Origin of the sequence: Priestia koreensis, from assembly GCF_022646885.1 — a bacterium.
GTDB classification, from domain to species: domain Bacteria; phylum Bacillota; class Bacilli; order Bacillales; family Bacillaceae_H; genus Bacillus_AG; species Bacillus_AG koreensis_A.
This window is the reverse complement of record NZ_CP061868.1, coordinates 2,658,966-2,677,127: the sequence shown is the minus strand read 5'-3', so window position 1 is coordinate 2,677,127 and position 18,162 is coordinate 2,658,966. Positions and strand designations below refer to the sequence as shown.

Annotated in this window: 27 protein-coding genes; 20 read left to right on the top strand and 7 right to left on the bottom strand. The window is 41.1% G+C overall.

Features of this window, described 5'->3' with window-relative positions:
- Window positions 1–75 precede the first annotated feature (75 nt).
- Complete coding sequence (locus IE339_RS13970) at window positions 76–402, top strand: GNAT family N-acetyltransferase (protein WP_347342713.1); 327 nt, start codon at window positions 76–78, stop codon at window positions 400–402.
- Between the two features lie 178 nt (window positions 403–580).
- Here the strand turns inward: IE339_RS13970 and IE339_RS13965 are convergent, their stop codons facing one another.
- Window positions 581–802, bottom strand: coding sequence for an alpha/beta-type small acid-soluble spore protein (locus tag IE339_RS13965; RefSeq protein ID WP_053401107.1), 222 nt, complete (start codon window positions 800–802; stop codon window positions 581–583).
- Between the two features lie 169 nt (window positions 803–971).
- On the opposite strand from IE339_RS13965, the gene IE339_RS13960 reads away from it, so the two are divergent.
- Both IE339_RS13960 and IE339_RS13955 read left to right on the top strand, forming a co-directional pair.
- Window positions 972–1,406, top strand: coding sequence for an NUDIX domain-containing protein (locus tag IE339_RS13960; RefSeq protein WP_242168427.1), 435 nt, complete (start codon window positions 972–974; stop codon window positions 1,404–1,406).
- Window positions 1,403–1,645 (top strand): alpha/beta hydrolase family protein, encoded by a 243-nt coding sequence (locus tag IE339_RS13955; RefSeq protein ID WP_242168426.1) that lies wholly within the window; start codon window positions 1,403–1,405, stop codon window positions 1,643–1,645. The genes IE339_RS13960 and IE339_RS13955 overlap by 4 nt, the downstream gene beginning before the upstream one ends.
- On the opposite strand, the gene IE339_RS13950 is transcribed toward IE339_RS13955, so the two are convergent.
- On the bottom strand, window positions 1,583–2,215 hold the full coding sequence (locus IE339_RS13950; protein ID WP_242176202.1) for a LysE family translocator: 633 nt from the start codon (window positions 2,213–2,215) through the stop codon (window positions 1,583–1,585). The two genes, IE339_RS13955 and IE339_RS13950, sit on opposite strands and share 63 nt — an antisense overlap.
- A gap of 88 nt (window positions 2,216–2,303) precedes the next feature.
- Here IE339_RS13950 and IE339_RS13945 point away from each other — a divergent pair, with 88 nt between their 5' ends.
- Window positions 2,304–2,705, top strand: a complete 402-nt coding sequence (locus tag IE339_RS13945; RefSeq protein WP_242168425.1) for an alpha/beta fold hydrolase — start codon at window positions 2,304–2,306, stop codon at window positions 2,703–2,705.
- Between the two features lie 29 nt (window positions 2,706–2,734).
- Here IE339_RS13945 and IE339_RS13940 read toward each other — a convergent pair whose 3' ends face one another.
- Complete coding sequence (locus IE339_RS13940; RefSeq protein WP_242168423.1) at window positions 2,735–2,944, bottom strand: hypothetical protein; 210 nt, start codon at window positions 2,942–2,944, stop codon at window positions 2,735–2,737.
- Window positions 2,945–3,182: 238 nt separating this feature from the next.
- Here IE339_RS13940 and IE339_RS13935 point away from each other — a divergent pair, with 238 nt between their 5' ends.
- The 10 genes from IE339_RS13935 (at window position 3,183) to IE339_RS13890 (ending at window position 9,880) form a co-directional block, all read left to right on the top strand.
- Window positions 3,183–3,809: a class I SAM-dependent methyltransferase gene (locus IE339_RS13935; RefSeq protein WP_242168421.1), complete on the top strand. Its 627-nt coding sequence runs from the start codon at window positions 3,183–3,185 to the stop codon at window positions 3,807–3,809.
- Between the two features lie 58 nt (window positions 3,810–3,867).
- Window positions 3,868–4,368, top strand: a complete 501-nt coding sequence (locus tag IE339_RS13930) for an AAA family ATPase (protein ID WP_242176201.1) — start codon at window positions 3,868–3,870, stop codon at window positions 4,366–4,368.
- 1 nt (window position 4,369) lies between these two features.
- Window positions 4,370–4,516, top strand: a complete 147-nt coding sequence (locus IE339_RS13925; protein ID WP_242168419.1) for a hypothetical protein — start codon at window positions 4,370–4,372, stop codon at window positions 4,514–4,516.
- A gap of 55 nt (window positions 4,517–4,571) precedes the next feature.
- Window positions 4,572–4,727 carry a hypothetical protein gene (locus IE339_RS13920; RefSeq protein ID WP_242168416.1) on the top strand — a complete coding sequence of 52 codons (156 nt, stop codon included), beginning with the start codon at window positions 4,572–4,574 and terminating at the stop codon, window positions 4,725–4,727.
- On the top strand, window positions 4,718–5,296 hold the full coding sequence (locus IE339_RS13915) for an MFS transporter (protein ID WP_347342726.1): 579 nt from the start codon (window positions 4,718–4,720) through the stop codon (window positions 5,294–5,296). The genes IE339_RS13920 and IE339_RS13915 overlap by 10 nt, the downstream gene beginning before the upstream one ends.
- Before the next feature lie 14 nt (window positions 5,297–5,310).
- Window positions 5,311–5,958, top strand: coding sequence for an MOSC domain-containing protein (locus tag IE339_RS13910; RefSeq protein WP_242168413.1), 648 nt, complete (start codon window positions 5,311–5,313; stop codon window positions 5,956–5,958).
- Between the two features lie 195 nt (window positions 5,959–6,153).
- Window positions 6,154–7,488 carry a helix-turn-helix domain-containing protein gene (locus IE339_RS13905; RefSeq protein WP_242168411.1) on the top strand — a complete coding sequence of 445 codons (1,335 nt, stop codon included), beginning with the start codon at window positions 6,154–6,156 and terminating at the stop codon, window positions 7,486–7,488.
- Between the two features lie 71 nt (window positions 7,489–7,559).
- Window positions 7,560–8,243, top strand: a complete 684-nt coding sequence (locus tag IE339_RS13900) for a hypothetical protein (RefSeq protein WP_242168407.1) — start codon at window positions 7,560–7,562, stop codon at window positions 8,241–8,243.
- A 452-nt stretch (window positions 8,244–8,695) separates the two neighbouring features.
- The gene (locus IE339_RS13895) at window positions 8,696–9,127 is read left to right on the top strand and encodes a hypothetical protein (protein WP_242168405.1); all 432 of its coding nucleotides are present in this window, start codon (window positions 8,696–8,698) and stop codon (window positions 9,125–9,127) included.
- Entirely contained in the window at window positions 9,128–9,880 is a 753-nt protein-coding gene (locus IE339_RS13890; RefSeq protein WP_242168404.1) for a class I SAM-dependent DNA methyltransferase, read from the top strand.
- Window positions 9,881–9,899: 19 nt separating this feature from the next.
- Here IE339_RS13890 and IE339_RS13885 read toward each other — a convergent pair whose 3' ends face one another.
- Complete coding sequence (locus IE339_RS13885) at window positions 9,900–10,199, bottom strand: TIGR04104 family putative zinc finger protein (protein WP_242168402.1); 300 nt, start codon at window positions 10,197–10,199, stop codon at window positions 9,900–9,902.
- Window positions 10,200–10,397: 198 nt separating this feature from the next.
- Here IE339_RS13885 and IE339_RS13880 point away from each other — a divergent pair, with 198 nt between their 5' ends.
- The 3 genes from IE339_RS13880 to IE339_RS13870 are packed head-to-tail and all read left to right on the top strand — an operon-like array spanning window position 10,398 to window position 12,275.
- Window positions 10,398–10,778, top strand: coding sequence for a GntR family transcriptional regulator (locus IE339_RS13880; protein ID WP_242168400.1), 381 nt, complete (start codon window positions 10,398–10,400; stop codon window positions 10,776–10,778).
- The gene (locus IE339_RS13875) at window positions 10,775–11,647 is read left to right on the top strand and encodes an ABC transporter ATP-binding protein (protein WP_242168399.1); all 873 of its coding nucleotides are present in this window, start codon (window positions 10,775–10,777) and stop codon (window positions 11,645–11,647) included. Before IE339_RS13880 ends, IE339_RS13875 begins: the two co-directional genes overlap by 4 nt.
- Window positions 11,640–12,275 (top strand): ABC-2 transporter permease, encoded by a 636-nt coding sequence (locus IE339_RS13870; protein WP_242168397.1) that lies wholly within the window; start codon window positions 11,640–11,642, stop codon window positions 12,273–12,275. The genes IE339_RS13875 and IE339_RS13870 overlap by 8 nt, the downstream gene beginning before the upstream one ends.
- Before the next feature lie 42 nt (window positions 12,276–12,317).
- On the opposite strand, the gene IE339_RS13865 is transcribed toward IE339_RS13870, so the two are convergent.
- Entirely contained in the window at window positions 12,318–13,064 is a 747-nt protein-coding gene (locus IE339_RS13865) for a class I SAM-dependent methyltransferase (protein ID WP_242168395.1), read from the bottom strand.
- A 157-nt stretch (window positions 13,065–13,221) separates the two neighbouring features.
- Between IE339_RS13865 and IE339_RS13860 the strand changes: the two genes are divergently transcribed.
- From IE339_RS13860 to IE339_RS13850, 3 genes are read left to right on the top strand one after another with little or no spacing between them, the layout of a single operon-like run.
- A complete protein-coding gene (locus IE339_RS13860) occupies window positions 13,222–13,371 on the top strand; it encodes a hypothetical protein (protein ID WP_242168393.1) in 150 nt (49 codons plus the stop codon).
- 10 nt (window positions 13,372–13,381) lie between these two features.
- Window positions 13,382–14,215 carry a DUF2268 domain-containing putative Zn-dependent protease gene (locus IE339_RS13855; protein ID WP_242168391.1) on the top strand — a complete coding sequence of 278 codons (834 nt, stop codon included), beginning with the start codon at window positions 13,382–13,384 and terminating at the stop codon, window positions 14,213–14,215.
- A 47-nt stretch (window positions 14,216–14,262) separates the two neighbouring features.
- Window positions 14,263–15,546: a S41 family peptidase gene (locus tag IE339_RS13850; protein ID WP_242168389.1), complete on the top strand. Its 1,284-nt coding sequence runs from the start codon at window positions 14,263–14,265 to the stop codon at window positions 15,544–15,546.
- 63 nt (window positions 15,547–15,609) lie between these two features.
- On the opposite strand, the gene budA is transcribed toward IE339_RS13850, so the two are convergent.
- On the bottom strand, window positions 15,610–16,323 hold the full coding sequence (budA, locus tag IE339_RS13845; RefSeq protein WP_242168387.1) for an acetolactate decarboxylase: 714 nt from the start codon (window positions 16,321–16,323) through the stop codon (window positions 15,610–15,612).
- Window positions 16,324–16,339: 16 nt separating this feature from the next.
- Window positions 16,340–18,019, bottom strand: coding sequence for an acetolactate synthase AlsS (gene alsS / locus IE339_RS13840; RefSeq protein WP_242168385.1), 1,680 nt, complete (start codon window positions 18,017–18,019; stop codon window positions 16,340–16,342).
- Window positions 18,020–18,162: the final 143 nt, after the last annotated feature.

Genomic DNA, 18,162 nt, shown 5'->3' with positions numbered 1-18,162 from the left:
AATAGAAGGAACAGGAATATAGCTGGATGCTGTGGAAGTAGTATGCAGAATACGCCGTAAGAAAGGAAACGACGAATGAACCAGAGGATTTTAATCAACCTTCCTATATCAGATTTAGAAGTACCACATTTACGAGAAAGCGTTGGATGGGGGAGACGCGATGATGACTACCCAGTTCTGTTTGAGCGCTGTAATTTTTGGGGCGGAGCGCGAGATGCTAATCAACAGCTAATTGCGTTTGGATATGTGTGCGGAACGGGACTAGAACACGGGTATATGGAAGATATTATTGTTCACCCCGCATATCAACATAGCGGAATCGGAGCTGCCCTTGTTACGGAATTATTAAAAGAAGCCGAACGATTTGGATTGCAAATTGTAACGGTCTCCTATTCCGCGTAGCACGAAGCGTTTTATGAACGCTGTGGATTTACCCGCGGTTCAGGCGGATTATGGCGAGTAAAGAAGGACATATAAAAAAAGAAGCTGAGCCGAACCAGAACGGTTCGACTCAGCTTCTTTTTTTGAGTATGTATGCCTAGGTAATTCTGCTAGCAGAATACCTAGCACGAGTTAAAAATTAATGAAATGTACCGCCGCCAAGCTGTTGCTCAGCCATTCTGATAAGGCGTTTTGTGATTTCTCCACCAACTGAACCGTTAGCGCGAGAAGTTGTATCTGGACCTAATTGAACGCCAAACTCTTGAGCGATCTCCCACTTCATTTGTTCGATTGCTGCTGCGTGTGCTCCGCCTGGAACGACTAGGTCGTTACCGTTTGAGCGATTGCGTTGTAATGCCATAGGTATTCACCTCCTCAGTTGTTATACCTAGTATTTGAAGCAAATTCAGCTTTTATTCAATTAATGGAAAAAAATATATTTTTTTCTTTTCCTGCTACTTTTTCCTTACTCAAAAGTTTCTTTTCCATTAAAATGGAAATAGGACATTTCATTATAAGGGGGAAGGAACATGTTTTTTGTAAACGTACAGGCTGCCATTTACGAAAATCACAAGTGGCTCCTGATTAAACGAAGTGAACAAGAAGAGCATGCCGCAGGACAGCTAGCATTAGTAGGTGGAACGGTAGACCAGGAATCACGTGCAGAAAAAACGCTTGAAGCAACGCTAAAGCGTGAGGTTGATGAGGAAATCGGCATTGAAATTGACAACCTTCGCTATGTAAACAGTAGCTCGTTCACGACTGACAGCGGTGAAGCCGTCATTAATGTTGTTTTTCTTTGTGAACGCCGATCTGGTATTCCTTATACGAAGAGTGTTGATGAAGTAGATGCGATTCTGTGGCAAAGTACAGAGGAGATTTTACGAAATCCTGACATCCCGCTTTATTTAAAGAAAGATATTACCGAAGCTCGGAAATTAATTAAAGATGAGAAAGTAATTTGACGGCGCACTACGTGCAGAAAGTGGGAAAAGGGGAGCAACCCCTTATTTTCCTACCTGGTACCGGGTGGTCAGCAACCATTGGAACACCGATTGCAGAAAAACGACACAAGCGATTTACGACCCATCTTATCGATCTTCCTGGCATTGGTAAAAGCGACGGTTTGGATGGGGTGAAGCTACAGGTAGATAATGAGCTGCTGAACGAATTGACCAAAAAAGTAAAGAGAGAATCCAATTAAAAGGATGCCAGCAAAAACGGAGGTCGACTTCATATAAGCAGGTTTGAGTACCTTCCTTGTTCCAGCAACAATCGTCATTAGTCCGAGATCATGAATAAGAATACCTGCTAAAATACCACTTGCTGCAAACAAAAAATGCAGCGAGTCTGCTTTTTGAAAAGAAGTGGTCAGCACGGTTCCAAACACGCTGAGCCAAAAAAATAAATTGCCGGGTGAGATGGCTACAAGAAAGCCGCTTATAAAAGAGGACAAGAGCGACTTTTTGATCGGTTTCCCGTCAGAATTCACATCATGCGCTGCTTCCTTCATGCTGCTAAAACCTATGTAAAGAAGGAAAATGGCCCCTACAAACCACATTACCAGCTGAACAGCAGGAGTAGATAATACAGACGCTAAGCCGGAATATAAAAGGATAATAAACAGCAAATCAACGGTCATGCCACCAAGACCCACTACCCAGCCATGCATGAATCCATTTTTCAATCCCTGTTTCGTCATTTCAATTGTGACGGTTCCAACCGGGAGCGCAATGGATAAGCCGAGCAACATATTTGCTAGCAGAATGGTCATCAAGAGAGAAAAACCTCCTTCATTAGAGCGTTATCTTAAAATATTTTGGTGCAAAGATATATATTCCTTTTAGTGGAGGAGAACGATTATGTGGGAGAAAGGCGAAGTACATACTAAACGAGGCAAGTTTGAATATTTTAAGAAGGGCGCCAACAAAGAATGGAACAACATGTCTCTTGTTCACGTCGAACGGCGGGATTCGTATTTCGCAAAGCCCAGTAGTGGAGGAGTCGTTCAATCACGATTAAACTACTATGCGTTTCATGATTTGCCAACGTATGACGTAACAGAGAAGCTTGCAGGAATTACTGTTCCTACGACTATCTATTGCGGGCGGTATGATGCTCAGTGTCCGCTTCATTTTTCAGAAGAAATTCATCATCGTATAACATCATCCACTCTGCACGTCTTCGAACATAGCAATCACTATCCATTTTTAGAAGAGCAACAGCAGTTCGGGGAAATGATTGAGACGTTTGCGAAACGATAAAAAGGAGAGGAGCCCGTGCTCCTCTCCTTTTATTTACTGCGCATTTTTACGATGCCCACAACAAGCGCCACAAGGGTTGTAAAGAAAAAGAAAACCGTCAAAAGAAAACTACTCATGGCAAGGGAAGACGTTTCATCCATCGTCGTTGATTTCTCAGCAAGGCTTCCACTTACTTGCCACGCAGCGAAACTTATGACAAATAAAGCAAGTGAAGCAATCACGTACCAATATTTTTTCATTGTTTATCCACCTCATTTAGTAAAATACGAATTAATCTTTATAAATCCCTCCTTTATTGATTGAATTTTTAGAACAAATATAAGGAAAAATATGTTATTATAAAACTATTAATTGAAAGGTGGCGGTGTACATGACATACATAACAAGTATTTCACATTTAATAGAGGGATTCACTAACTAGGGAACAGCTTCATAATGATGAATGCTGCTCGTCCTAGTCAAAACAAGGAGGCATTCATGCTAAGTAAACAAGGGTTTGACTTATGGGCAAATGAATATAATCAAACGGTACAGGAGACGGAAGAACAAAATCAGTATCCGTTTGCGGGATATAAAACGATTTTATCCACTATTTTTAATGAAGTGATGCAGCGACCACACGCAAAAGTGTTGGACATTGGTTTTGGCACAGGGGTCTTAACGAAGCGATTGTATGAAGAAGGTCATGAAATACACGGACTTGATTTCTCACCTAATATGATTCAAATCGCAAAAGAAGAAATGCCTAATGCACACCTAATTGAATGGGATATTAATCAAGGAGTACCAATCAAACAGTTATCGGAGCAATACGAGGCGATCATTAGCACCTATACACTTCACCATTTAACAGATGAGGCAAAAGTAGCGTTCATTCACCAACTGCTTCCACTATTATCAGATGGTGGACGAGTCTTTATCGGTGACATTTCCTTTCCAACACAGCGTGAATTAGTTGAATGTCGGGAAGTAAGCCGTAGCTACTGGGATGATGATGAATTTTATTTTGTAGCAGAAGATTTCAAAGGGGCTCTGAAGGATATTTGCACGTGTGAATTCTATCCGATTTCACATTGCGGTGGTGTTTTCATTTTATCCAAATAAACAGCCAAGAACCTCCTACTTAAGGAGGTTCTTGTTTCTATGAGGTGACGAACATGTGATGAACAAAATTCATATTATCGGCTCCGTCGGCAGTGGAAAAACAACGCTCGCAAGGCGGTTATCCAAAGAGCTTAACATTCCGTTTTATGAGCTTGATAACGTTGTATGGGAGCGAGGAGAACGAGAGGACAGAAGGCGTAGTCCTGAAGAAAGGGACGAGCTTCTATTAACAATCATTCGTTCTGAGCAGTGGATTATTGAAGGCGTTCACCTTGATTGGGTAGGGGACAGCTTTCAGCAAGCGGACCTCATCATTTTAGTCGATCCACCGTACCGCACGAGACAGAGGCAAATTATTAAACGGTTCTTCAAGCAAAGAATGAAATTAGAGGCGTCTCACTACAAACCAACCTTTACTATTTTTCGTAAAATGATCGAATGGAACAAGATCTACGAAACGAAAAACCGACAGGAGATTCTAGAAGCGCTTGCTCCGTACAAACATAAGCTGCTTCATACATCCAATAACAAAGACGTAATGCTAAGAAAGGAGGAGTAGCATGTTTAATCGATTTTTTGTCATTGGCTTGATTCTGTTTATGGCCGGAATCTACGTAACGCAGTGGACACCTATTTTAGGAACAATCGTGGGCATTAGCGGTGGAGTGCTGATGGGGATTAGCACCGCTCAGCGAGTAAAAAGGTGAGAGGTTGAATGACAGGTTTGTAATTTTTCTATTTTGTTAAAATGAGGTGTCATTCATGAAGTCCATGTATATAAACGCATCTTTTTTCTCCATGTGGCTCTCTAGCTTAAGTGATGTACTAAGTCACAGATTAAGAGATTTGGTTATTCCACTTTTAGTACTTAGTATGACGCATTCACCGCTAACGACAGCGCTTGTCGAATACAGGTAATTAGCTGCGGAGCACTCTGCACCCTCAGTTTTTCAACGGCATTCGTGCCTTTGCTAGTCATTATTCACGCAAAGGTCACCCTGCATCTTTCTACCGATATCATCGGCCTTTTGTTATCAAGTGCAGGCGCAGGAAACATTTTAGGGATTATTGTGTTAAAATGGATGAAAAACCCGAACTGGATGCTCCTTCTGGGCGTATTATTTCTTCTGTCAGGCGTTGGGGTTTCCCTTCTCTGCTTGGCTCAGCACAGCGCGATGATTTGTTTAGGTATGTTTTTATTCGACGGCGCGCTGTCGATGGGATTTGTGATTCAGGCTGCCGTACACCAAGCAGCTACTCCGGATACGCTGCTGTCGCGCGTACGAAGCGTGACATATGTATTGGGCGGGATAAGCGGAGCGCTCGGAACTTTTCTCGCTGGATGGATCTCACAGCACTATTCTACTGCTTTTGCGCTATGGACGGGCGTGATTGTTCTTGTCACAGTAGCCACAATCATGGCTACTAATCTTGGTCAGAGCGCTCGAATAAAGGAAATTTGTCCGCCTGACGGAGTAGGTTTATAGAAAAGGAGTTTAAAATGACGACATACGATGTGAAATCACTTAATATTGGAAAAATTGAAACCTTAACATATGGTACTAAAACCTTTGAATCTGCTATTCGAAAGGGCGCTGTTATAGAACCAATCTTTTTGAGTGAAATTGGGCTACAGGGCGATGAACAAGCGTATAAACATCATGGTGGTGTAGAAAAGGCTCTTTGTTTATACCCTCATGAACACTACGCTCACTGGCAACCAATTTTATCAAACATGGTGGAGACGGCTTTGTTTGGCGAAAACATTACGACCGTTGGATTAACGGAAGAAAACACGCACATAGGGGATACCTTTTCTTACGGTGAAGCAATTATTCAAGTTACAGAACCACGAAATCCTTGTGCAAAGCTAGCTACAAAATATGACGTCTCTGATTTGGTTCTTCAAGTAAGAGATAGCGGCTACACCGGGTTTTTATTCCGTGTTTTAAAAGAAGGAATGGTCTCACCTCAGGATAAGCTCGTTCTTTTAAGACCTGATCCGCACGCGGTCAGTGTAGCACTTGTGAACGATGTGAAATTCTTTGACAAGAAAAACAAAGAAAAGCTGCAAAAAGTCCTCGCTGTCGAAGGGCTTGCTGAAAGCCTGCGTGTGACGCTTGAAAAACAGTACCAGTCTGCTCTATAAAGTGAATAGAGAAAGAGGGTTCTCTTTCTCTGTTTTTTACGCTACACACATCAAAAAATGTATATTTTTCCCTCAAATCTTATAAAAAAACATTTTTTTGAATAAAAAAGTTGACTTTTCCTACCTAAAAGGATTACATTTCAAAATAAGCAGAATATTAAAAAAATAACAGGGAATTGATAAGTGAGGGACATTATGGAAAGTGTAGGACAGCGAATTAAAGAGAGAAGAAAAATGATTGGATTAACACAAAGCGAGATTTCTGGACCGAATTTAAGCGTCGGAATGATTAGTTTAATTGAACGTAATTTAACGAACCCGTCCTTAAAAACGCTTGAACAAATTGCAGCCCGCCTCGGGGTGAGCGTTCAATCATTGCTTGAAAACAAAAGTGAAAAAGGGACAATAGCAGAAAACAAACAAGAAACGATTACGTTACTTCAAGGGTTAATGAAAGCGAAACGCTATAAAGAAGTAAAAGAAATTTTAGCACATTTAAAAGAAAAAGACCTTGATCTTTCTGTGCGTGGGGCAGTCGCAAAAATTGATGGAGACCTCGCTCTTCAAAGCGATCAATACGACCAGGCACTCATTTATTTTAACGATGCGCTCATCTATTTACCTCCCTACGAGCTCGAACAGCTCATTAGCATTTACATTTCACTATCAAAGGCTTATTTTAAAACTCGTGACTATCATAAAAGTATTGAAGCATCGATTAAAGGGCTTCTATTATTGGAATCAAACTATGCGCCGGAAAATACATTGCTATACTTGAACCTCTACTTTACGCAAGCCTATAGCTATTGCCGCATTCAAGAATTTGAAAAAGCACTTGGGATTATGTCGCAGGCTTTTCAACTCATGAAGGAGCAGAATTGTTACTTTAAAGCGGGATCTTTTTATATGCTGCATGGCGTTGTGTACTTGTATTTAAAAAAGTTTGCAAAGGGAATTGTGGAAACGGAAAAAGCGATTCGTCTGCTAAAAGAAAACGAAGAGTGGGGGGAAGTTGCCGGGTGTTTAACGAATTTAGGCATTTTGTATCGTGAAACGGGAGAATTTAATAAAAGCCTAAACTATTTACAAGAATGTTTGGAGCTTGCGATTAGTCATCAAAAGCAAAAACACGTGTTAAACAGCTATTATGAAATGGCGCTTACGTACTACAAAGCTGGAAATCTAGTAGAAGCAGAGAAACTCTGTAAAGAACATCGTGATCATGTCGATGGTGACAAAGAACTTAAAGCGACGATTAACTTTCTGCTGTCTCATGTAGCATTTAAACAAAACGCCAGCAGCTTGTCTCTGCTATACATTGAGGAGGCCTATGAGGACGCATCCTTGATTGCAGACAACTCTCTCATGACGCGATGTCTACAATTCAAATCTACAATTTTACATACAGAAGGTCGTCTAGAAGAAGCCTATCAGTGTCTTCTTTGTGCCACTCAAATGTTCGAGCACCAAACGCGAAAATACTATGAAAGCTTCCCAGAAACGAGGATGGAAATTAGCGGAGTTTTCTGATTTTTAACGTTTCGAGACACCTAATATATGGTATTATATGAATAACCATATCGTATAAAGGAGTCGCCTTTGTGGACGAGAAAAATAAGAAACCCATTCGTATCGCCACTTATAGTATGGCGTTACTACTTACGTTAATTATTATTATTGTGATTACATTTATTAAAACTGCTCCTGCAGCGGAGTCTGTACGCGCAGAGAAGTTAACAAAGAAAGATCAATTACGGCTTGAAACATTTTTATCTGCTTATGATGTAAAACCAAGAGTTCAGCGAAAGCTCATTCGAAAGATTAATAGTGGAAAGACGATGGACTCCCTACAAGACGTAGCGAAACCGGTAAAAATTACGATGGACAATACAGCTAAAAAACAGCAACAGGTTGAAACATTTGCCGATGGTTCGATTGCGGTAACGACCGTTCTCCTAAATGATACCGTTACAAAACAGAACACAACGAGCTACAAAAATACAAAAGTGGCTTGGAACACAGGAATCGCACGGGCAGAATTCTTTGCTGATTTTACGATTAATGGAGACGGAAGCGATGATATCACAAACGTCGATCACTATACCATTGAGTCAATGATTGGGACCTATCAGTCGGACACGCTTCAGCTAAAAAAGAAACGAGAAAGCCTAGATGGAAAAGCAGAGGCAACGCTCAATTTTAAAATTGTCTCCACTAGCAGCGAAAGCAAGCATTGGGTGAAGCTCGTTGTAGGAGAAGATTCCTTTTTGAGCACGCATAATTAAGAAGGTCAGCGGCACTTAGGCGCTGACCTTTTTAATCTCTGCAGCACCATGGCTAGGTACGACAAAACTAGTAAAAGAGACGTATGGGAGAAACATTCGTCTGAAAACAACCATTCCCCACATCAAGGATTGAAGCGAAAGATGCGGAGACTCCTACGGGATTAGCTCACCGCTCGCCCCGTGGAAAGCGAAGCAATCTGTAGCGAAGACCCCCAACTCATCGTTCTACCAAACGTTCCCCAATCTAGCAAAATACTTTTACCAGATTCCTATTTGTCTGAAACTTATCTGTAGAATTTCGTTTACATGGTACCCAGTAGGAACTCACAACAGTCGCAATTTTCTCTCTTTATTATAATAAACAAGAGAAACATATAAAAGAAAAACAGGAAATTTGTTCCTGAAAGGAGGGGGTAATGGTAAAATAAGGACATATAAAGGAGGGAAAAGAGATGAAAAAAATGGTGACGTTTTTTCTTATACTAGCCATTGTAATAGGAGGACTCGTCTTTATAAATCGTCAAAAGTCTTTTGCTGATGTGATTCCTAAGGAGGAGATGAAAAAAATTCATGAGATTACGCTTAAGCAAATGGTAGCAGATGAGCAAACGCGTGGCGTACGGATTGAGGATCAAAAAACGCAGCAACAGCTATTGGATGCGATCTCCGCTATGAAGTTGAAAAAAGTAGACAACCCATCAAAGAAAACCCTCTATGAACTCCGCACGTACCCTGAGAGTACGTTTGGCATTGCCTTTTTAACATCAAACTACGTCTGGATTACGAAAAATGAAAAAAGTGAGTACTATAAAATTGTTAATGATGCAGCTCCCGTAAAAGTGATTGAAGAAGCGGGATTTGACTGGAAGCTGGAGGAGAAATAGGTGAGCGATTACTACGGAGAGCTATGTACCCGAATGTATGAACGTGACAAATCACTTGCCCAAGGAGAAGAGCTACGCTTCTTTCTTTCGTTTGTAGAGAACAAGGAGATGAATGTGCTTGAGCCAATGTGTGGGAACGGACGTATGCTCATTCCTTTTATGCAAGAGGGGATTGATATTGAAGGGTTTGATCTATCGGTTGATATGCTAGAACGCTGCCGAGAAAAGTGTGTAGATCTCAATCTTATTCCCACTATTTATCATGATAAAATAGAGGAATTTTCCACAGATAAAAAATATGATTTGATTATGATTCCGTTTGGTTCGTTTTCATTGTTGACAGATCACTTAGTAGCCAAAAGCTTAGAAAATTTATCTTCGCTATTAAAGGAAAACGGGAAATTACTCTTGACGATTATGACAACGAGCAACACGTCGGAAGAAATTCCAAATTGGGCTCAAACAAATCGTGTGGAATTTACAGACGACACGATTATTGAGTGGAAAAAAGTTCATTACGATGAGCACGAAAACACTTTACATACCACGATAAAATATGTGCTGATGCGTGATCAAACAGTAATTAAAACGGAAACAATGAATTTCCCGGTCCGTCTTTATGAAGAGAATGAATTTGATACGATTTTAAGCCGGAATGGATTTCCGAATGTTACGATTCATGAAGTGAAGGATGGATACGGATTCGGTCGTTCATTTGATGTGTATGAATGCATGACAGAAAAAGCGCTCTGAGCTCAGAGCGCTTTTTTTGTTACCACAAGTGTTCTTCTTCATTTGTTAATTCGTACAAGTTTGGCATGTACAAAGAGAACATTCCTAATAGGAGAAATTCAACAAGGACAATGGATTTGACGGCAAATCCAAATGCAATTAATGGAACAAGTACAAGGGGAATAATCGTGGAAATTAAGCTGATCTTAAAGCGCGCGTCCTTTGAAACGTACTGCACTACTTGGCAATTTGGGCAGGTTAACGTTCGTTTAAATGTCCAGATTTTTTTAAAAGTAGTCCCCCAGCTCCACTGATGTCCACAATTTTGACAGCATGGCATGTAGACCACTCCTTTCTCTACTTGTATATACGAATTATAATTGTAAAAGTTTCGTTTTTTATGAAATTTATGGATGGATTAATCCGAAATCATCTATTTTGAAAAAAAATCCAGATAAATTGTTGCATTTTACCTTTTCTGTGTATATAGTGTGTATATAGTATATATACACTATTAGCTTTTGAAAGGAAGCTTTGCATGCAAATTATTATTTCAAATCAATCGAAACAACCCATTTACGAACAAATTTCACAGCAGGTTAAGCAGCATATTTTAAAAGGTATCTTGCATGAAGGGGATTCATTACCATCGATCCGCCTGTTAGCAAAGGATCTTCAAGTGAGTGTGATTACAACAAAACGTGCGTATGAGGAGCTAGAAAAAGAAGGCTTTATTCACTCCGTGGTAGGCAAAGGTTCGTTTGTTTCGTCGCAAAACCATGAATTTTTAAAAGAAAAGCAGTGGAAAATTGTTGAAGACAAACTGCAAGAAGCCATTACGCTAAGTAAAGAAGTGAACATTTCCAAACAAGAGGTTATAGAGTTGCTGTCATTATTATATGAGGGGGAAGGGAATTGAACGTTGAAAACGTAATTGAAGTTCAACAAGTGTCAAAAGCATATAAAAACTTTGAGGTAAAGGATTTATCGTTCTCCATTCCAAAAGGATACGTAACAGGTTTCATTGGAGCGAACGGGGCGGGAAAGTCGACTACGATTAAGCTATTACTGAATTTAGTAAAAAAGGATAGCGGCAGTATTAAGGTTTTTGGACTCGATCATCAAAAACATGAAAAGGAAATTAAAGAGCGAATTGGCTTTGTGTTTGATGAAAATGTCTATTACGATGATTTAACACTTTTACAGCTTAGACGATTAATCGCCCCGATGTATTCCAACTGGGATGACCATCTTTTCCATCATTATGTGACAACCTTTCAGCTACCAGAAAAGGTAAAGCTTAAAAAAATGTCCAAAGGGATGAAAATGAAGGTTTCCCTAGCCTTTGCACTCTCACATCACGCTGATCTTATCATCATGGATGAGCCCACATCAGGACTTGATCCTATATTTCGTCGCGAAATTTTAGAAATTCTGTATGAGCTGATGCAAGATGAAAACAAAACCATTTTCTTTTCATCGCATATCACAACAGACCTTGATAAAATTGCGGATTATATTGCGTTCATTCAAGAGGGAAGGCTCATTTTTAACAAAGACTATCATTCTATTTTGGAGGAATATGGACTTGTTAAAGGAAGTAATGATTTGCTAACTGCAGAGGCTGCAGATGAATTTGTGTCGGTCCGAAAAACAAATGTTGGCTTTGAAGCACTTAGTAAAAACATTAATCAGACGAAACATCGTTTCGGAAATAGGGTGCTTATTGAAAAGCCGTCGTTAGAAGACATTATGTACTTTACGAAAAAGGGGAATATGTATGTATAACTTAATTCGAAAAGATTTTCTTATTCAAAAAATGCTTATGTTTCTCTATCTTTTCATAGGAGTTGTCTACACGCTCGGTGATCTTAACATAGGATTTGGTATCGTCATCATTGTGACCATATTTGCAATCAATAATCACTACTACGATACAAAGGATAATAACAACCTTCTCATCAACAGCCTACCATTTACACGTAGTCAAATTATCTCTTCTAAGTATATTGGCGTTCTCTTATTTTCTCTATTAACGACGGTGGGCATGATTGTCGTACACGTCGTTTGTCAACTAGCCCTCGGAAAGACTGTGGCACTTAGTTGGGAAAACCTCCGATCAGAGCTAGGGATTAGCTTTATCCTTATTTTATTATTTCTCTCTTTTTATTTTCCGTTCTTTTATAAATTCTCCAACCGCTATTTGCTGACGATCTTTTCCATCATTATCGTGCTTTCAAGTATATTGATAAGAGCCATTGCTTCTTCTATTGAGAATATAATGAATAATAGCCTAGCGTTTCTCCAAGATATGCACGTGTGGCAGCTCTGGACGTCCGGTACAATCATTTCGCTGTTATTATTCATTGGTTCATGGATGCTTACGATAAAAATTTACGCAAACAAAGATCTCTAATAGAAAAAGCCCGTCCCTAGAGTAAAAAAGGGATGGGCTTTGTTACTTTTTCGTACACTTCATAATGAACGTCGTTGGAATAAGCTTTGCTTGATCATACGAGTACCACTGATTCTCGTGACGCTCTCGATCTTCTTCTGTCAGCGCAACGTCTTCAATTAGTTGTTCAATGCGAAAACCTGTTTCTATTAGTAGATTAATATAAGTGCTGATGCGGTATTGCTGCATGTAGGCAGGCTCCTTCCATGCAGGATGCTTGTATGAACCTTCCTCGTGATAGGACTTTGCTACGGTGAACGTGTCATGATCACGTCTGATTCGGTTATGAAGAGGATGCTCCCAGCTAAAAATAAAAACGCCGTCTTTTTTAAGGTATGTATGGATATGCTGAAGCGTTTGTTTCATGTTGGTCGTCCATCCAAGCGCGTATATGGAATAGACGATATCGAAGTAGTCGCGTGGAAGTCCAGGATTCTCTTCCATCGGGGATTCAAACAAATGAAAGGGAACATTGCTTTTTTCTAACACCTTTTGTGCAGCTGTAATTTGCGCCGTTGATAAATCAAGACCCCATAGCTCATTCGCTCCGTGATCATTCATATATTTAAGGGAATGACCGCTCCCGCAGCCAACATCTAATACGCGAAGCCCCGACACATCTCCGAATAAATTCAGCTCTTCTTCACTCGGTGCAAGTGGGCCATACTCCGGTAGGGGATTTCGACCGAAAAAGCGTGTTGCCGCCTCATCCCAGCTATTTTTATTAATGGTTAGCGACGTTTTGTCCAATGTAAAACCTCCTCTAAAATGACCAATTATATAGAAATTCTCTAAAGGCATCGTTTCTCCTTCTCAGAAGTACGCTTTCTGAAGCGATTACCGTACATTATGTATAAATATGGTAAAATATAAAAGGAGAGGAATGACCATGAAATGACGATACGCATTGTTTTTGTATCTATTCTTTGCAGTCGGAATCATTCATATCGGTCGAGAAGCAATGGGGAATGAATTTCTTCCTATTTTCCTATCCATTAAAGCGCTATTTATGATTATTTGTGCGAATGGGAAAAGACAGAAGCTAAAGGAAAAGTGAGGAGTAGTAAATGGACACAGCGAACATTTTGAACAAAGTGCCAGATTTTTTGCAATTTTATCAACGTGCAAATCACGAGCACGTTACGACTGACAAGCGGTGGGAGCTGTGGCAGGAGCATTACGGATTTGCCGCAGTCCCACCTACCGATGAAGGAAATGCATTAGCTAGAACGTTAGTGGAGAATGCATGGGGTGCGTATCACACTCATATTGAATCTATACGCAGCTGGACTCCTCATGACGATCTCTTGAAAAAGCATCTAAGCAACGTAAAAAGTTTACTAGGATACGAGGAGCCTCTTCAGGTCTTCGTTCTGTACTTCGTAGGTGGGTTCGAGCACAATCCGTTTGTAACCATAACTGAAGATGGAGACGCCGTGCTGTGCTTACCAATTGAAACGAGAGCGGACACGGACGATATTTTACTTACTCACGAGCTCACTCACGTCGTACATATGAAAACTGCTGAATTAACCGGAGCATGGGAGCGTTCTGTCGCTTCAACTGTCATTCAAGAAGGCCTTGCGACACAAATCAGCAAGCATTTCGTTCCTGGTCATCCTGACGCAGCGTATATCGAGCATAAAGAAGGCTGGTTTGCTTCCTGTCAAAAGCATGAAGAGGAAATTTTAGCGGGCATTGGTCCTTATCTGCGGGATGAGAGCTCGTCTGCGCTTACAAAGTTTACATTTGGTGAGGGAACAACTGGTCACGATCGGGAAGTGTACTATACAGGCTGGGTGGTTGTGGATCGATTACGTAAAAAGGGCATGACGTTTCAAGAAATTGCCCAAGTACCCGAACACAAGCTTCTTAATTTAGTCGAATACGCACTGAAGTAGAAAGGACAACGCGCAGAATTAATTAACAAAAGAAAAGAGGAACGTCATTGGAACAAGTATTTAATGAAATCGTTCATATTATGCGCAACGATTATGCGGGCTGTTATGACAAAATAGGGTGTGATCGCCCTGATGAATACGTCCACGAGATTCGTAGATTGCAAGCCGAGCAACTATTAACGGATGAAGCGTTTGTCGATCTTGTGCAAGATTATTTGATGGATTGGAATGACCCACATCTGTTTTTTAGTGCCATTCAAAATAAATCGGTGAAAAAACGTCATCGAGGGTTTGACGTGCGGCGCTTTGAAGATAAGCTTTATGTAACGTCCGCACAGCAGGAGTCACAGCTCCAAAAAGGAATGTATTTTACGTCATTAGGGGGCATACCTGTCCTAGAGTTAAAAGAAATTCACCACCGCTATGTAAACGAACGTACGGCAGAGCGCGAAAAGTGGACAAAGATTTTAGCTCTTTATGATAAAGGTGAAGTCGTAACAGAAGATGGAAGTCGCCAAACGATAAATTTGCGGTGGTTTGATTATCCGAAATGGATTCCTACATACAGCGTTCAAGAACAAACGCCAGACACTGTTTTGTTCAAAATAACCGTTTTTGCAAACCCTGATGCCATTGTGAATCTTATCAGGAACAATGAGCAGCTGTTGAGTGAAGCTAAACATTGGATTGTAGACGTTCGCGTGAATAAAGGAGGAAGCGATTCAAGCTTTTTCCCATTGCTTCCTTATTTATTGCCACCAGAAGGAACGGAGCTATACAATCCGACGGAGAAAATGCTGTTTCATAACACCACATCAAATGCAGAACGTGCCGTTTATGAAATTGAACAACAGTTAACATTCATTAATGACAAACAGTCGCGCTTCTCCGTCGAGTTATTTTTGCGTGAATGGAAAAAGCATAAGGGGAAGGGCTTTGTTGAGTTTGACTTTCGTGAGCTTCTTCCCGAGAACACGTTTGTAAAAGGATTTCCCCAGCCCCAGAAAGTCGTTGTGTTAACAGACTATACGTGTGCAAGCTCAGGAGATTCTTTTATTGAAATGTGTAAAAAATCGAGCAAAGTGACGGTAATCGGCAGACCAACTGCAGGGGTAAATGACTATGCGAACCTACTGTCTCAAACGTGGAACGATACCTTCGAGCTTTCCTATCCGACGTCACGATTATCACGAATTGACGAGGGAAGGGGCATGACGCGAAAAGGGATAGAGCCTCACATATATATTCCATGGACACCCGAGCATTTGAAACGGGATGTTGACATGGAGAAAGCTTTTGAATTACTACGTACAACCATGACAGCGATATAAGTGAATGTAAAAACGTCACGCACCTCAAGTTTAAGGGGCGTGACGTTTCTAAGAAAGCTACTCTTACTCTGCTGTAGCAATTTCTTCTTCTACGCTATGACTCTCTAGATCTGCTTCTAAAAACTCGTTCGTTTCAAGGAGAGTTAAATCTAACTTTGTTTTTTGGCAAATCTTGATCGTGATGTTCTCTATCGTCAGATCCTGAACATGACCGCCTTCCTTACGTGCTTCATCGATAAAATGTAGGTGATAGCCCGGAACACCAATTCCTGTCGCATAGTCAGGGGTGAAAAATCCAGCAATCGTTCCCGTAACGTTCGTTGATGTGAACGTAGGCTGATTTTCTGCTGCTTCTACCATAGAAGGATAAGGCTTTTCTTGCTTGGCAACCGTTCTCGTTTTCACTTCACGAAACGTCCCGTCAATGCGAATCGCATAAAAAATATTTTTACTCTGCAAGCGTTTATTTAGCCATTCTTCTAGCTGCTCTAGGCTCATTTCCTCTTCGATTTTATAGGAAACCTCCTCTTGAAACGTCGTCATAATAGCAAAAGGCGTTTTTGCACTTTCCTCAACCGGAATCGCTTTTCCATGCGTAATTTGATAAAAGTCTCCGTCAATCGCGATCATTTCACCGTCTAGCTTATTAAACGTTCCAAGGCCAAAGTCACCTTGCTTTGCTAGATCTTTATACGTAACGACTCCGTCAAACACACCATCTAAAAGGGCAATCATCGTGGAGGTTTGATAAATGGTTTTCTGGTTCTCTTTTGTCATCTTTACTCATTCCTTTTTAGTTTAATTGATCTGGTAATAGCTGTGTATTTAGCTTCTCGTTATCTTTATAATCAACGGGAACATCAATGACGACAGGTCCGTCGGTCTGAAACGCTTCTTTCAATACCGATGCAAGTTCCTCTTTTGTGTGTACTCTAAATCCTTTTGCACCGAAGCTTTCCGCAAATTTCACAAAGTCAACGTTTCCGAATTCTACCGCTGATTTTCGGTTGTACTTTACTTGCTGCTGAAAGCCAACCATGTCATAGGTTTGATCATTCCAAATAATATGGACGATGGGGAGGTTCAGGCGAACGGCTGTTTCAAGCTCCATCGCTGAGAACAGAAAGCCACCGTCTCCAGACATAGACAAGACTTTTTCATGAGGTCGAACGAGCGATGCCGCAATCCCCCACGGAAGCGCCACACCAAGCGTTTGCATTCCGTTTGTAAATAACAAATGCTGTGGTTTGTAGGAACGGAAATAGCGAGCCATCCAGATGTACAACGAGCCAATATCACATGCGACCGTTGTATTATCATCAATCGTCTGCTGAAGAACGTCAATAATTTGAAGGGGATGGAGCTGTTTAGTGTCTTCTTTGAATTCGTAGTCTTCCTCTGACTGTTGAAGTGTACTCTTAATGGTTGTTAGGTGAGCAGTAATCTCATCTGAATACGTGATAGAAGGCCACTCGCTTACAAGAGCGTCAACCGTACTCGAAATATCTCCCCATAATTCAACTGTTGGCTGATAGTCATAGTCTGCTTGTGACGGCACATCGTCTACATGAACAATCTGTCGCTCACCTTCTTTGTTCCAAAGAGAAGGAGGGTATTCGATTGGATCATACCCAATCGTCACGACCACATCAGCATGCTTCAGCAACACATCTCCGGGTTGATTACGAAATAGCCCTACTCGTCCAAAAAAGTTGGATTCAAGGTCACGTGAAAGAGCTCCTGCACCTTGAAACGTCTCTACGACAGGAATCCCATGCTTCGAAAGCAGCGTGCGTATGGCCCTTACTGCCTGTGGCTGGCTAGCACGCATTCCTAGTAGAAGCACGGGCAATTTAGCTGTGCGAATCGTTTGAACGGCGTCTGTTAATGCATCTTTATTTGCAGCTCCAAGCTTTGAGGCTTTTAAGGGTGAAAGAACGGGAAGTGACGTTTCACTCGCCATTACGTCTTGCGGCAAGCTGACAAACGCTGCGCCAGAAGGAGAAGAGGTCGCTTTACGAAAAGCATCTGCGATGACTTCTGAAACGTTCGCTGCATCTTCTACTTCAACGCTGAACTTTGTAATGGATTTAAAGAGGCCTTCATTATCCATTGATTGGTGACGATTTTTTGCTCGATCTCCTCTAGGAACAGCTCCAGCCAGTGCAACGACGGGATCACCTTCTGCTGTCGCTGTCACAAGCCCGGTCGCTAAATTGGCTGCGCCTGGTCCTGATGTTACGAGGCACACACCCGGCTTACCAGTGAGTCTTCCGACCGCTGCGGCCATAAAGGCTGCGTTTTGCTCATGACGGCATACGATGACCTCTGGACCACGGTCTTTTAATACATCGAATACGCCATCAATTTTTGCTCCAGGAATGCCGAATACGTAAGGAACATCATGCTTCTCTAAACTTTCAACTAATAACTCAGCACCTGTTTTAGCATTGTTTTTATCTGGTTTACTCATGCTGCCATCTCTCCTTTAACTAAGAACGTGATGTACTTCACATATGTAGTACCCTATCAAAATAAAAAGTAACCAATGTATGGAAAGTCATTTAATAAGCCGCTGACATGTGTGGCAGGTTTGCCTTATAATAATAAAAACGG